A 14,842-nucleotide genomic window follows, 5' to 3' on the forward strand; every position below is an offset into this window, starting at 1 on the left:
CACTCGGCGACAAAACCCGGGTTGCCGCACGAGGCGTTACAGGGTATTGGCCATTTCGTGACCCGGCCACCGGGCCGGCTCTACTGCGCCGGCGGCGCTCAACCGCTTGGGGCGCAATGCTCTTGCCCTTTCCGGACACCCGGTCTGTTCGTCCCGGTATGGTCGAGCCGTGGTTGAGTCGTCACTACCCGCTGTGCTGCGCGAACGTGCGCGTCGGACCCCCGACGAGTCCGCGTTCACCTTCCTTGACTACGAGCGCGACCGGGCGGGCGTCGCGGAGAGTCTGACGTGGTCGCAGCTGTATTTGCGGACGCAGAACGTCGCGCAGGCGCTCAGCGCCTGCGGGTCGACGGGCGACCGCGCCGTGATACTGGCGCCCCAGGGACTCGAATACGTTCTGGCGTTTCTCGGCGCGTTGCAGGCCGGTCAAATCGCGGTTCCGCTGTCGCTTCCGGTGGGCGGGGCCAGCGACGAGCGCGTCGGCGCGGTCCTGCATGACGCGTTGCCGTCGAGCATCCTCACCACCTCCTCGGCCGCCGACAACATCGCCGAATACGTCAAGCCGAAGGCCGGCGAGCGCACGCCATCCGTCATCGAGCTTGATCTGCTCGACCTCGACTCGCAAAGCGGGGCGACCGACGAACTCGTCAGCCTGCCAAGCGCCGCGCACTTGCAGTACACCTCCGGCTCGACCCGCACCCCGGCCGGAGTTGTGGTCTCGCACAAGAACATTGCGGTCAACGTCGACCAGATCGTGGCCGCCTACTACGAGGACGGGATGCCCCCGCCGGACACCACCGTGGTGTCGTGGCTGCCCCTGTTCCACGACATGGGCCTGGTGTTCGGCATCATCTTCCCGATCCTGCGCGGATTTCGCACCGTGCTCACCAGCCCGCCGGCGTTTCTGCAGCGCCCGGCGCGGTGGATGCAGATGCTGGCGAGCAACCCACACGCCTTCTCGGCGGGCCCGAACATCGCCTTCGAATTGGCGGCCCGAAAGACGACGGATGACGACCTGGCCGGGCTCGACCTCGGCGGCGTGCGCAACATCCTCAACGGCGCCGAACGTGTCAACCCGCCGACGCTGCGGCGCTTCGCCGAACGGTTCGCCCGCTTCAACCTCCGCCCCGAGGTGTTGCGGGCCTCCTACGGGCTCGCGGAAGCCACCCTGTACGTGGCGACACGCGCCACGGGTCGACCGCCGGAGACGGTGTCCTTCCAATCCGAGGAGCTGACCGGCGGCCGCGCCAAGCGCTGCGCGAGCGGGGAGGGCATACCGCTGGTCAGCTACGGCATGCCGCAATCGCCGACGGTGCGCATCGTCGACCCCGAAACCAGCATCGAATGCCCGCCCGGCACCGTCGGTGAGATCTGGGTGCACGGCGACAACGTGTGCGAGGGCTATTGGCAGAAGCCCGAAGAGACGCAACGCACCTTCGGCGCCACGATTGTCGGTCCCTCGGCCGGGACGCCCGACGGGCCGTGGCTGAGAACTGGAGACCTGGGCTTCTTCTCCGACGGCGAGATGTTCATCGTCGGCCGCATCAAGGATCTGCTGATCGTCTACGGGCGCAACCACGCTCCCGACGACATCGAGGCGACCATCCAGGAGATCACCCGGGGCCGCTGCGTGGCGATCGCGGTCCCCGACGACGACGGCGTCGAAAAGCTGGTCACCATCGTCGAACTCAAGGCGCCCGGCGACGCCGAAGAGGCCGCACACAAGCTGGGCCTCGTCAGGCGCGAGATCACCTCCGCGATATCCAGGGCGCACGGCCTGGGTGTGGCGGATCTCGTTCTGGTGCCGCCTCATTCGATCCCGCTGACCACCAGCGGCAAGGTCCGGCGCCGCGATTGTTTGCAGCGGTATCTGCGCGACGAGTTCACCCGGCTGGACGCGCTGATCCCGAAGCCTGAGCCGCGCAAGCTCGAGGACGTGGGCGCCGGGCCGGATTCCGGGCTGGCGCAGCGCGTCCGCACGCTCTACCGCCAGCAACACGACCTGCTCGTGGGCGTGGTGTGCGCCGAGGCGGCGGCGGTGTTGGGCCAGCCGGGCCCCGACGCCATCAGCCCCGAGTGGGCGTTTCAGGACTTGGGGTTCGACTCGGTGAAGGCCACCGAGTTGCTCGACCGGCTCAAAACCGTCACCGAGCTGGAGTTGCCCCCCACGCTGGCCTTCGACTACCCCACCCCCGCCGCGTTGGCCGACCACCTCGGCCAGCGTCTGAGCGGCTCGGTTCCGGCGGCTGCGCCGGCGGCCTCGCGGGTGGAGGCGGACGAGCCGATCGCGGTGATCGGGATGGCGTGCCGCTTCCCCGGCGGGGTCGATTCCGCGGCGGCGCTGTGGGACTTGGTCGCCGGCGGCACCGACGCGGTGGGAGAGTTTCCGACCGACCGGGGCTGGAACCTGGCGGACCTGTTCGACCCCGATCCCGATGCGGTGGGCAAGACCTACACCCGCGCCGGTGGCTTTCTGGGTGACGTGGCCGGGTTCGACGCCGAGTTCTTCGGGATCTCGGCCCGCGAGGCCCAAACCATGGATCCGCAGCAGCGGTTGCTGCTGGAGGTGTGCTGGGAAGCGTTGGAAACCGCGCGGATCGACCCTGCCACGTTGCTCCGCTCCGAGACGGGCGTCTTCGTCGGGGCATGGTCGCAGGCCTACGGCGCCGGCGGTTCCGATGGCGCCGAGGGATACGGCCTGACCGGCCTGTCCACCAGCGTCGCCTCGGGCCGGGTCGCCTACGCGCTGGGCCTGCAGGGCCCCGCCATCACCCTCGACACGGCCTGCTCGTCATCGCTGGTGTCGACCCATTTGGCGTGTCAGTCGCTGCGCGACGGCGAGTCGGCGCTCGCCCTGGCCGGCGGCGTCACGGTGATGACGACGCCGACGGTGTTCACCGAATTCGCCCGGCAGCGCGGGCTCGCCGCCGACGGGCGCTGCAAGGCGTTCGCCGCCTCCGCCGACGGCACCGGCTGGGGCGAAGGCGCGGCCGTTTTGGTCTTGGAGCGGCTCAGCGATGCGCACCGCAACAACCACCCCGTCTTGGCCGTCATCGCGGGATCGGCGATCAACCAGGACGGCGCCTCGAACGGGTTGACCGCCCCCAACGGGCCCGCCCAACAACGCGTCATCACCCAAGCCGTGGCCAACGCCGGCATCGGGCTCGACCAGGTCGACGTCGTCGAGGCCCACGGCACCGGCACCGCCCTCGGCGACCCGATCGAGGCCAGCGCCCTGATCGCCACCTACGGCGCCGCCCGCGGCAAAGACCACCCGCTGTGGCTGGGTTCGATCAAATCCAACATCGGCCACACCCAGGCCGCCGCCGGCGCGGCCGGCCTGATCAAGATGATTTCGGCCCTCAACCACGACCGTTTGCCCCCCACCCTCAACGTCGACCGCCCCAGCCCGCACATCGACTGGTCGGCCGGCACCGTTCGCCTGCTCACCGAGCCGGTGCCCTGGCCAAAAACCGATCATCCCCGCACCGCGGCGGTGTCGTCGTTCGGGATCAGCGGCACCAACGCGCACGTCATCCTGCAGGAGGCCCCCGAGCCGCCGGCCGAGCCGGCCGGCCCGCGAACGCCGACCGAAAACGCCCGCGGCGCTGCCGAATTCGGGCTGGCGATGTGGCCGGTGTCGGCGCGCACGGCGTCGGCGTTGTCCGCACAGGCCGACCGGCTGCACCGGCACCTGGTCAGCCATCCCGACCTGGACCTCACCGACGTGGCCTACAGCCTGGGCAGCACCCGCGCCCATCACCCCCATCGCGCGGTGATCACCGCGCCGGTGGGAGGCGCCGACCGGCGCCAAGACGTGCTGGACGCCCTTGACGCCCTGCGCACCGGCCAACCCCACCCGCAGCTGATCCGCCACCATTACCTGCCCCACCTGCGCGGCAAGACGGTGTTCGTCTTGCCCGGCCAAGGCGCCCAATACCCCGGCATGGGTCGCGACCTCTACGAACGCCACCGCGTCTTCGCCGCCATGGTCGACGCCTGCGACGAGGCGCTGCGCCCCTTCACGGATTGGTCGGTGCGCGACGTGCTGCGGCAGGACCCGGCCGCCCCGCCGCTGGATCGAGTCGAAGTCATCCAGCCGGTGCTGTTCACCATGATGGTTTCGCTGGCCGAGGTGTTGCGGGGCTACGGCATCGTTCCCGACGCGGTGATCGGACACTCCCAGGGCGAGATCGCCGCGGCGTACATCGCCGGGGTGCTTCCGCTGCCCGAGGCCGCCATGGTGGTGGCGCGGCGCAGCCAGGCGCTGAGCGACCTGCGCGGCGGCGGCGCGATGGCGTCGGTCCTGCTGGCCGCCGACGAGCTGCACCCGCGCCTGCGGCCGTGGAGCGAGGCGCTGAGCATCGCCACGATCAACGGCCCCTCGCACACGATCATCAGCGGTCACCCCACCGCGCTGGAGGAGTTCACCGCGGCGTGTGACCGCGACGGCATCCACGTCCGGCCCATCGCGGTCGACTACGCGTCGCACTCCGCTCAGGTGGAACCGATCCGGGAGCGCCTGCTGGCCGAGCTGGCCGACCTGACCCCCGCGCCGGCCCACATCCCGCTGTATTCCACTGTGGGAGAAGTGCTTTCGGCCGATGCCCTCGACACGACCACGATGGACGCCGACTACTGGTATCGCAACCTGCGCGAGCCGGTGCGGTTCCACGACCGCGTCGTCCAGCTGCTGGCCGCGGGCGAGCACACGTTCGTGGAGCTGTCCCCGCATCCGGTGTTGGCGCCGGCGATCACCGACACCCTGGCCCAGGCCGCGGGCCGAACCCAGTCCGCGGTGGTCATCACGTTGCACCGGGACCGCCCCGACCAGGACAGCCTGGCAACCACCCTGGCGCAGTTGCACACCCACGGGCACAGCCCGTCGTGGTCGGCGCTGTATCCGCACGCCCGCACCGTCGGCCTGCCCACCTATCCCTTCGAGCACCGCCGCTACTGGCTGGCGCCCGCCCCGGCGGGCGACGCCGACGGGCTCGGGCTGGACCGCGCCGAACACCCCTTGTTGGGCGCGGTCGTCGAGCTGGCCGACCAGGAGCAGGTCATGGTCAGCGGGCGGCTCTCGCCGACCGCCCAGGACTGGCTGGCCGGCCATCGCGTCAACGACACCGTGCTGTTCCCGGCGACCGGGTTCATCGAGGTGCTCCTGCGGGCCGGTGAGCTGACGGGCTGCCCAGTGATCGACGAGCTGATCCTGCATGCCCCGCTGCCGCTGTCCGAGCAGACGCCGACCGATCTGCAGATCCTGGTCCGGCCGTTCGAGCAGGACGGACGGCGCCCGTTCAGCGTGCACTCGCGCACCGGCGGCCGGCAACCCGGCGCCTGGACCCTGCACGCCAGCGGCGCGCTGAGCGCCGACCAGGCCGCCGCCGGTTCGACCGCGGCGCCGGCCCCCGCGGTGGACGCCCTCGACGAGGACTTCTACGAGCGCCTGGCCCAGCAGGGTTATGGCTACGGCGGTCCGTTCCGGTCGCTGCGGGCCGTCGGCACCGACCCGTCCCGCCCGGGTGACGTCTTTGCCGAGGTGTCGTTGCCCGCCGGCACCGACATCGCGGGCTACGGCATCCACCCCGCCCTGCTGGACGCCGCCCTGCACCCGCTGGCCGCCACGCTGGACGGCGAGACCGATTCCGCGCTGCGGCTTCCGTATTCGTTCAGCGGGATCAGCCTGTACGCCACCGCGGCCACCCAGCTGCTGGTGCATTTGACCCGCACCGGCGACGACACCTACGAGCTGCACGCCACCGACCCCACGGGCGCCCCGGTGATCAGCGTGCGCGCGTTGACGCTGCGCGCCGTTTCCGACCAGATCGGCCGGCCGGCCGCGGGGGCCCGGCTTTCGGACAGCCTGTTCGAGCTGACGTGGCCCGCCCTGGCGGACCTGCCCGCCGCCGCAACACCGGGCGCCGACCTGGTGATCTGGCGTGTGCCCGCGGGTGAGGACGACGCCGAGCCGGCGCGGCGGGCGCACGAGGTCACCCGCCATGTCCTGGACCAGCTGCAGGAGTGGCTGGCCCGGCCCGACGCCGCCGACGCCCGCCTGGCGATCGTCACCCGGCATGCGGTCAGCGTCAGCGCATATGACAAGGTCCCAGACCTTGCCCAGGCCGCGGCCTGGGCGCTGGTCCACACGGCCCAGAACGAGCATCCCGACCGCATCGTCCTGCTGGACACCGACGACACCGCCGCCAGCGCGGACAACCTGATGGCGGCCGCCTCGTCGCGGTCCGGCAACGAACCCCAGCTGGCCCTGCGCAACGGCGTCGTGCACGTGCCGCGCCTGGCGCGCACCCCGGCCCTGACGCCGCCGGATTCGCCGACCTGGCAGTTGGGCACCGCCCGCAAGGGCGACTTGGGCAACCTGACCCTGGTGCCCACCGACCCGCCCGCGGCGCTGGCCCCGGGGCAGATCCGCGTGCAGGTGCGGGCCGCCGGGCTGAACTTCCGTGATGTCGTCGTCGCGTTGGGCGCCATTAAGGACGACGGGCTCGGCAGCGAGGGCGCAGGCATCGTCCTCGGCGCCGCCGACGGGACGTCGCTGCGCCCCGGTGATGCGGTGATGGGCCTGTTCCCGCACAACGCGTTCGCGCCCACCGCGATCACCGATGAGCGCATGGTGGTGCCCATTCCGCCGGGGTGGTCGTTCACCCAGGCCGCGTCCGCGCCCATCGTGTTCCTGACCGCCTACATCTCTTTGGTCGAGATCGCCGGGCTCACCGCGGGGCAGCGGGTGCTCATCCACGCCGGCGCCGGAGGCGTCGGTCAGGCCGCCGTCCAGATCGCCCGGCACCTCGGCGCCGAGGTGTTCGCCACCGCCCACCCGAGCAAGCAACACGTTTTGCGCGAGCTGGGGGTCGACCCCGCCCACATCGCGTCGTCGCGCACGCTGGACTTCCTCGACGCCTTCCGCGCCGCCACCGACGGGCAGGGCATGGACGTCGTGCTCAACAGCCTCGCCGGCGAATTCGTCGACGCCTCGCTCCAATTGCTGCCCCGCGGAGGCCATTTCGTCGAAATCGGCAAGACCGACATCCGGGCGGCGGGCGAGGTCGCCGCGGCGCATCCCGGGGTCGAGTATCGAGCCTACGACTTGTCCAGTGCGCCACCGGAATCCCTGCGGCCGGCGTGGGCGGCCCTGACCGAGATGTTCGCCGCGGGTGTCCTCAAGCCGCTGCCCACCACCAGCTACGGGCTGCTCAACGCCGCCCAGGCCTTCCGCGACATGAGCCAAGCCCGTCACACCGGGAAGATCGTGCTGATCCCGCCCGCGGTGCTGGATCCCGAGGGCACCGCGCTGATCACCGGCGGCACCGGCATGCTGGGCGCCCTGTTCGCCGAGCACCTGCTGACCCGGCACGGCGTGAAGCATCTGCTGTTGGTGTCGCGCAGCGGGCCCGACGCCCCCGGCGCCCCGGCGCTGGAAGAACGGTTGACCGGGCTGGGCGCACAGGTCGCCATCACCGCGTGCGACACGAGCGACCCGGCCGCGCTGGCCGCGGTGCTTGACGGTGTCGACGCCGGCCACCCCCTGACCGCGGTCATCCACGCCGCCGGCGTCCTGGACGACGCGGTAATTACCGACCTTCGCCCCGAACAGCTCGATGCGGTCCTGGCCGCCAAGGCCGACCCGGCATGGCACCTGCATCGGCTCACCGCCGACCGCGACCTGGCCGCCTTCGTGTTGTTCTCTTCGGCCGCAGGCATTTTGGGCGGCCCCGGGCAGGCCAACTACGCGGCCGCCAACGCCTTCCTGGACGCGTTGGCCCGCCACCGCCACCACACCCAGCGCGCGGCCACCAGCGTGGCCTGGGGCTACTGGCAAACCCCGACCGGCATGACCTCACACCTCAGCACGGCCGACCTGACCCGGCTGACCGGCACCGGGCTCACGCCCATCACGAGCGAGGAGGGTTTGGCCCTTTTCGACGCCGTGCTGAGCGGCCAGCGGCCCAACGTGGTCGCCAGCCCCTTCAACACCGGCGCGCTGACCCGCCACGCCCGCAACAACACCTTGCCCCCGATCCTGTCCGGCTTGACCACCAGCCGCCCGACGGCCGCGACCGCCAGCCCCCGCACGCTTTCGGCCAGGCTGGCCGGCCAGACGCCGCAACAACGGCTGGACACCCTCACCGCGATGGTCACCGCCACCACCGCTGCCGTTCTGGCCCACCCGGACCCGGCCGCGCTCGATCCCGACCGTCCCTTCAAAGAGCTCGGCATCGACTCACTGACCGCGCTCGAGCTGCGCAACACCCTCAACCAGCGCACCGGCCTCGCCCTGCCGGCGACCCTGGCCTTCGACCACCCCAGCCCCAGCGAGCTCGCCGTCCACCTCGCGGGCCTGCTGACCGACACCGCGGCCTTGCCCGCGGGCTCGGCGGTGCAGGCGAGCACGAATGGCGTTGGGCCGGTGGACAATCGGCTCGCATACCTGGATCAGGCGGCGTTTTTGGCCACGCGGGCGGTGCACGGCGCGCTGATCCAGGTCACCTGGATCTACAACCGGGGCGTCAACCTCGACGGGTTGCGGCGCTTCCAGCGCAATCTCGGGCGTGGGTTGCTGGGACGCAGGATCGAACGGTCCGCGTTACCGTTCGCCCGTGATCGCTGGGTGTTGGCTCCCGCCCCGGAGGACATCGACATCGCCGCGGCGCCGCGCCCGCGCGCCGAGGTGACCGCGTGGGCCGACGAAAGGGCGCGCCTGCCCATCGATCCCGAGTGGGGGCCCGGATGGCATCTCGGGGTGCTGCCCCTCGATGACGGCGGCGCCGCGGTCAGCCTGGTCGCCTCGCACACGATCGTCGACGCGATCGCTTTCGGTCAGGCGATCGCCGATGCCGCCGAGGGCAGGACGCACGACCTGGGCTATCCGCCGGCGAAAGCGCGGCCCCTCGGCAAGGCGTTGCGCGAGGACCTCCGGCAAACCGTCAAGGACCTTCCCGACGTGGGGCGGGCGTTGGCGTCGGTGGCGCGGCGGGCCCGCCGCGACGCCAAGGAACTCAAGTCATCGATCAAGGCGGCGCCACCGGCCCCGACGACGACCGCCGACGATCCGGTGGTCGAGGTGCCCGCCGTGTCCGCCTACATCGACCTGGCGGAGTGGGACGCTCGGGCGAAAAGCCTTGGCGGGAGCAGCAACTCGCTCGTCGCGGGGATCGCGTGCCGGCTCGCGGTCAGGATCGGGCGCGTCGGCGACGACGGATCGGTCACCCTGCGATTCCTGGTGTCGCTGCGGACCGACGGCGACACCCGCGGCAACGCGCTCACGAGCGTCGACGTCCCCGTCGACCCCGCGCACGCGACGACCGACCTCGCCGAGATGCAGGCCAAGATCACGCAGGGCATCCTCGCGGCGATGGAGGACCCCGACAACGAGTGGTTGGCGCCGCTGCCGCTGGCGGCGCTGACACCGGTGTGGGCGGCGAGGAAGGTTGCCGGGATGGCGGCGGGCGGTTCCACCCTTCCGGTCACCTGCTCCAACGTCGGAGATCTGGCACCGGCGGCGAACCGGCCCGACGGCACCGACGCCGACTACGCGTACCTGCGAAACCTCGAGCCCGACATCAAGAGGAGCACGCTGCACGCCATGGGCGGACAACTCTTCCTGGGTTCCGGGCGGGCCCGCGGGAAAATGTCGATCCGAATCTCCGGGTACGTTCTCGGCCGGCCGAACACCAAAGACGATCTGCGGGAACTCGTTTCGCAAACGTTCGCCGAATTCGACCTGGCCGCCGAGATCGACTGACAACCGGCTTTTATGCCGGTGCGCCGGGGCGTCCAAAGCGGCTTGGTGCCGATATGGTGTCGGTCCCAGCCGCGTTCGGAGAACTGGCGACCGCCAACGGCAGAACCCGCAACCGACGTCAGAGACGGCTCGCCACGAAAGTCGCTGCCTGACTAGGCATTCCGTTGTGCGTATACGACAGGTGCTCGGGGGAGAACAGCTCGTCATGCGTCGGCAGCGTCAGCAGCGCGCCCGGAGCGCAAACCGGATCGCCGGGCGCACACAGGTCGACGGCCTTGGCGCCGTACCAGGGGCTGAGTTCAGTGATCGGCGCTCCCAGAAATCGGCCCGACGGGTTGCCGAACGTGGCGACGGCGGCGACGTGATCGGCCTCGTCCGCCGTGAGAATGTCGGGAACCAAGCCCGCGACCGGTGCCCGGGCGATGGTGGTCAAATCAATCACGCCCGCCCCTTGGGAATATCCCCCGAGCACCAGCTTGGTGCTCGGGCAGGTCGCCACCATGGACCGAACGTGAGCGTGCGCATCGTTGGCGCCGGCGTTTGCCGAGGGGGCAAGGTCGTCGCCGGCGGGGTAGTTGACCGCATACACCGCGACGGACCGGGTCCCGGCCTGCGAGCGCAGCGCGTCGATGAATTGCTGTCCCACCGCACCGACGCCGGGTGGCTCGTCGGTGCCGCGGGCAAAGGTCACCTCGGCGTCGGGGCAGGGGGCGGCCGCCGCGAACGGGACGGGTGCGCCCAGCAGGGCCGCGTAGGTCGTCACCGCGGCGGCGCCCAGCAAGCGAGCGGATTTCACGTCCCAATGCTGACACGTTGGACGCCTGCGCAACAGCCCCGCTGGACACCGAAAGCGGGGTGGACGGCACAGACTAGATCCGTAATATCGCGTCATGAGGCCTGTTGCGACAACGCCACGCGCGCGCCGTTTCCTGAGCCTGGCAGGCGTCACCTTGATCGCCGCGGCATTGCTGACCGCCCCGGCCGCCTCGGCCGCCTGCCCCGACGCCGAGGTGGTCTTCGCCCGGGGCCGGGAGGAACCGCCCGGGGTCGGCGCGGTCGGCGACGCGTTCGTCAATTCGTTGCGGGCCAAGACCCCCAAGTCCGTCGGCGTCTACGGGGTCAACTACCCGGCCAACATCACCACCGGCGGCGGCGCCAGCGACATCCGCGACCACGTGCAATTCATGGCCCAAAGCTGCCCGAACACCCGCATAGTGATCGGGGGCTATTCGCTGGGCGCCGAGGTGGTCGACCGCGCCCTGGTGGGCGGATTGCCCCGGGATGCGGACCAGCACGTCGCGGCCGTCGTGTTGTTCGGCAACGGCACCCGCGGGTTCACCCCGGCATTCGCCGGCCGAACGATCGACCAGTGCGCCGCCGGCGACCCCATCTGCGGGAGAGGCACGAACTGGCCGTCGCACCTGCAGCCTTCGTACATCGGTTCCGGACTGGTGGATCAGGCGGCCAGCTTCGCCGCCGGGAGGCTCTAGCCTAGGGTCGGCCTGGTGCGCAGGACCATCGACTGGGACGGCGACGCGGTCACGATCATCGACCAGACCGCCCTGCCCGCCGACTGCCGCGTCCTGCGGCTGCGCACCGTCGACGAGCTGATCGACGCGATCCGTCGCCTGGCCGTGCGCGGCGCCCCGGCGCTGGGTGCCGCGGGCGCGCTCGGCGTCGTGCTCGCGGCCCGCGAGGGAGGCGACGTGCGGGCCACGGCCGAACGGGTCGCCAAGGCGCGACCGACCGCGGTCAACCTCAGCTGGGGGGTCGGGCGCGCGCTGGACAAGCTCGACGAGGGCCCCGACGCCGTGCTCGCCGAAGCGCTGGAAATCCTCGATGAGGACGAACGCCTGAATCGCGCGGCATCCGGGCATGCCGCCGAGATCGTCCTCGACCTGTGCGATCGCCGCCCGCTGCGGCTGCTCAGCCATTGCAACGCCGGTCATCTCGCCACCGTGGCCTGGGGCAGCGCGCTCGGCGTCGTCTGGCACCTGCACGCGCGCGGGCTGGTCGAGTCGGTGCTGGTGGACGAGACGCGTCCGCTGCTGCAGGGCGCGCGGCTCACGGCATGGGAACTCGCGCGGGCGGGCGTGCCCTACCGGGTGCAACCCGACGGCGCCGCGGCGGCGGCGATGGCGCGCGGGCTCGTCGACTGCGTTCTCGTCGGCGCGGATCGGATCGCGGCCAACGGCGACGTCGCCAACAAGATCGGCACCTACGGCCTGGCGATCGCCGCGCATTACCACCGCGTGCCGCTCGTCGTGGTCGCGCCGTCGTCCACGATCGACCGGTCGCTGGCCAGCGGCGCCGAGATCGCCATCGAGGAGCGTGCGCCCGACGAGCTCAGGACGTTCGCCGGCGCCACCATCACCCCTTTGGATGCCGAGGTTTTCAACCCGGCCTTCGACGTGACGCCGGCCGAGCTCATCGCCGCCGTCGTCACCGAGCACGGCCGCTACCGGCCGCGCGGCGCGCGTTAGGTGTGCTTAGGCCGCCGCGATCGTCGACATCAGCGGACGAAGCGTCTTTAAACAGCGGCTGCCGGTCACGCAGGTAGAAGTGGCCGCCGCGGAGGATCTGCACGGAGAAGTCCGCCGTTGTGCGGGAACGCCATTCGTGCAGGTCGGATTCGCTGAAGGCGCGGCTCAGACGGCCGCGTTCAGCAGCGCCAGCTCCTCGGCCAGCGCCGCGACCATGAAGCGGATCTGCTCCGCGGAGTGGCAGCTGGTGACGAAGAAGCGCAGGCGCGCTTGGTTTTCCGGCACAGCGGGAAAGACGATCGCGTCGGCGCTGACGCCGCGGCGCCACAGGGCGTCCGTCAGTCGCAGCGCCGTGGCCGACCTGCCGACGACGCAGGCGATCATCGGCGCGCACGCGCTGTCGGCGGTGTCGATGCCGGCTTCTCGGGCCAGGCAGACGAAGAGGGCGGAGTTTTCGCGCACCCGGCGCAGGTGTTCGCCCAGCGCCCAGCGCCCGGTGGCCCTCCGCTTTGTCGGGGTGGGCGCGATGAGATAGAGGGTGGGATCGGTGTTCATGCCGTGCTCCGTTTCCTACGTGGCGCAGGACCCGGGTGGCCGCGCTCACCGGTAGGAGCGGCAGACCGGGCGGAGTCGGACACTTTTTCTGGAGAACTTCTGCACGGGGCAGCCCAACTGCTGGCGGACTGTCGGCTGGCCCGTAGCCACCGGCGGCCTCGCGGTATCGCTGATGGAAGCGATGAATGGCCTGTGCTCAGACCGTTAGCCACTTTCGCCTCAACAGTGCTCATCGTTTCGGCGCGTACTTTGTATCGTCAGTCAAATGAGTAGGTTGGCATCTTTGGCTGCGAATTACCCGTCATGGGTTCCTCAGGCTTAGGGCTGGCCGCAATGACGATCGCGATTCCAGTCCACGCCGCACAGACATACCCGCCATGCCACGGACAAGTCGGCGCTGAACGAACTGTGAAGACCTTGGCTAACCAGCGATTCAGCCAACTCGGAGTCCGCCCGAGCCTTCGCTAGCCCATTGACAAGATCGCCGCCGCGGCTAGGGCCATGATGGTCACGAGGGCCACCAGGATAACCGTTATTGCTGCGCGCAGGATCTCGTCTTCACTGAATTGCCGGCGCGGTTTTCCTTCGGCGACGACGGTTTCGGCCACCGAGGCCATTGTTTCGGTTCCTGCGGGCACGGTTATCCGATGGCGTATCTGCCAATCGCAATGCGGCAGGCCATACAAATCGCCCGCGCCTGCGTGCCAGGGTATCGCGTAACTCTTTTCTTGAGGCTCGGCCTTCTCAGGTGCTTCTGTCATGATTCCACTCCTACAGATATGTCGCCGTGCCATAGCGGACGTTGGTATTGCAGACGCCCCGACCTTACGACCGGCCAAACGCGAGCACGAGTGACCAAAGCCCTTTCCTAGCCGGTCATTTGGCCCCGGTCGGATAGATGACGTGCCAATGGCAGCCAAGGATTTTCGCGACCCTTGCCGGGCCAGAAGTCCCTACTGCGCTGACGCGACGAGCTGTTAGCGTGCGGCATGACCGTATCCGCCACCGACGACGGTCGACGACCGGGCGCTTTCGATTGGAGTGCTTACAGCGAGTACACGCCGCCTCCGGGCGAACCGGGTGCCCGGCCTGCCTATTCGCCGAGGCCACGATGATTCCGCTGGATCCGCTGGACACTGCGATGATGATTGCGGAGGTGGAGTCGAGTCCGATGCATGTCGGCGCAGTGCTGATCCTGTCACCGCCAGTGGACGCCCGCCCGGGCTACGTCGACGAAATGTACCGTACCGCGCTCGCCGAATGTGGACCGATAGATTCCAGGCTTCGCAGATATCCCCATATTGGTGCAGATACCGGCGGCATATGGGTTTGGCGTGAAAGGGAGACCGTTGATATTAGCCAACATTTCCAGCGCCGCACGGCCTTAGAGGCCCAGATGGATTCTGGCGGCTGATCGGTGAACTGGATGCAGAGCGCCTCGACCGGTCCCGTCCAATGTGGATGTCTTATCTGATCGACGGCCTCGAAGACGGCCGGCTTGCCTTCTATATCAAGGTGCACCACAGCGTCATCGCCGGTGTGGCCCGTGTGGCGATGATTGGGCGTTTAACGTCACGACGTGCTCGTACTCCAATCGTGTCGGATTCGGCTACGTCGCAGACCGCAACGTAGTGTCCGATATCAACGCGCTGGTACCGCTGACCGAGCATGTCTGACCGGACTTGAATGCGCTCTAGGTCTCCGGATCTGAGTGATCCGGCCTCGACGCTGCGGTTGGTCGAATTCCGTGCAGTCACATAACTGGTTTGCGGCGACCTCGGGTGACTCACCCACCGACCGATCTTGCACGCCCCGCGTCGAGCTGAGTGCGAACATCCCGATCCCGTGGCGGAGCGACCCCTGCTCGCGCAGCCCAACCTGAACGTGGAGGGTCGCCTCATGCGGGCTCAGGTCGAGGGCGTCACCGGGGCGGGAAGCGAGCGATCGGCTCGAGGCACGGCTGCGGTGAGGTGAGCCCGTCTTAGTGGTCCAGTCGTTGTGGGAATCTGTTGCCCGAGTGTTCGGGCAGGAAGAATCGACA

At 69.8% G+C, this 14,842-nt stretch carries 8 protein-coding genes; 5 read left to right on the forward strand and 3 right to left on the reverse strand.

Translation table 11 applies throughout. The features are described from left to right. Positions 1–169: 169 nt before the first annotated feature. The gene (locus AWC19_RS02830; RefSeq protein ID WP_085076583.1) at positions 170–9,763 is read left to right on the forward strand and encodes a type I polyketide synthase; all 9,594 of its coding nucleotides are present in this window, start codon (positions 170–172) and stop codon (positions 9,761–9,763) included. 118 nt (positions 9,764–9,881) lie between these two features. Here AWC19_RS02830 and AWC19_RS02835 read toward each other — a convergent pair whose 3' ends face one another. Further along, positions 9,882–10,559, reverse strand: coding sequence for a cutinase family protein (locus AWC19_RS02835; RefSeq protein ID WP_245848659.1), 678 nt, complete (start codon positions 10,557–10,559; stop codon positions 9,882–9,884). A 94-nt stretch (positions 10,560–10,653) separates the two neighbouring features. Between AWC19_RS02835 and AWC19_RS02840 the strand changes: the two genes are divergently transcribed. Both AWC19_RS02840 and mtnA read left to right on the forward strand, forming a co-directional pair. After that, on the forward strand, positions 10,654–11,253 hold the full coding sequence (locus AWC19_RS02840; protein ID WP_085076585.1) for a cutinase family protein: 600 nt from the start codon (positions 10,654–10,656) through the stop codon (positions 11,251–11,253). A gap of 15 nt (positions 11,254–11,268) precedes the next feature. Beyond that, entirely contained in the window at positions 11,269–12,246 is a 978-nt protein-coding gene (mtnA, locus tag AWC19_RS02845) for an S-methyl-5-thioribose-1-phosphate isomerase (protein WP_085076586.1), read from the forward strand. 165 nt (positions 12,247–12,411) lie between these two features. On the opposite strand, the gene AWC19_RS02850 is transcribed toward mtnA, so the two are convergent. Together AWC19_RS02850 and AWC19_RS28755 are read right to left on the reverse strand one after the other, a co-directional pair. Continuing rightward, entirely contained in the window at positions 12,412–12,801 is a 390-nt protein-coding gene (locus tag AWC19_RS02850; protein WP_085076587.1) for a PLP-dependent aminotransferase family protein, read from the reverse strand. Between the two features lie 464 nt (positions 12,802–13,265). Continuing rightward, complete coding sequence (locus AWC19_RS28755) at positions 13,266–13,562, reverse strand: hypothetical protein (RefSeq protein ID WP_142280927.1); 297 nt, start codon at positions 13,560–13,562, stop codon at positions 13,266–13,268. 350 nt (positions 13,563–13,912) lie between these two features. Between AWC19_RS28755 and AWC19_RS31070 the strand changes: the two genes are divergently transcribed. Then, positions 13,913–14,215 (forward strand): wax ester/triacylglycerol synthase family O-acyltransferase, encoded by a 303-nt coding sequence (locus AWC19_RS31070; RefSeq protein WP_264072461.1) that lies wholly within the window; start codon positions 13,913–13,915, stop codon positions 14,213–14,215. Positions 14,216–14,256: 41 nt separating this feature from the next. Next, positions 14,257–14,433: a wax ester/triacylglycerol synthase domain-containing protein gene (locus AWC19_RS31075; protein ID WP_264072464.1), complete on the forward strand. Its 177-nt coding sequence runs from the start codon at positions 14,257–14,259 to the stop codon at positions 14,431–14,433. The last annotated feature ends 409 nt before the right edge of the window (positions 14,434–14,842 follow it).

Source organism: Mycobacterium palustre, from assembly GCF_002101785.1.
GTDB lineage: Bacteria > Actinomycetota > Actinomycetes > Mycobacteriales > Mycobacteriaceae > Mycobacterium > Mycobacterium palustre.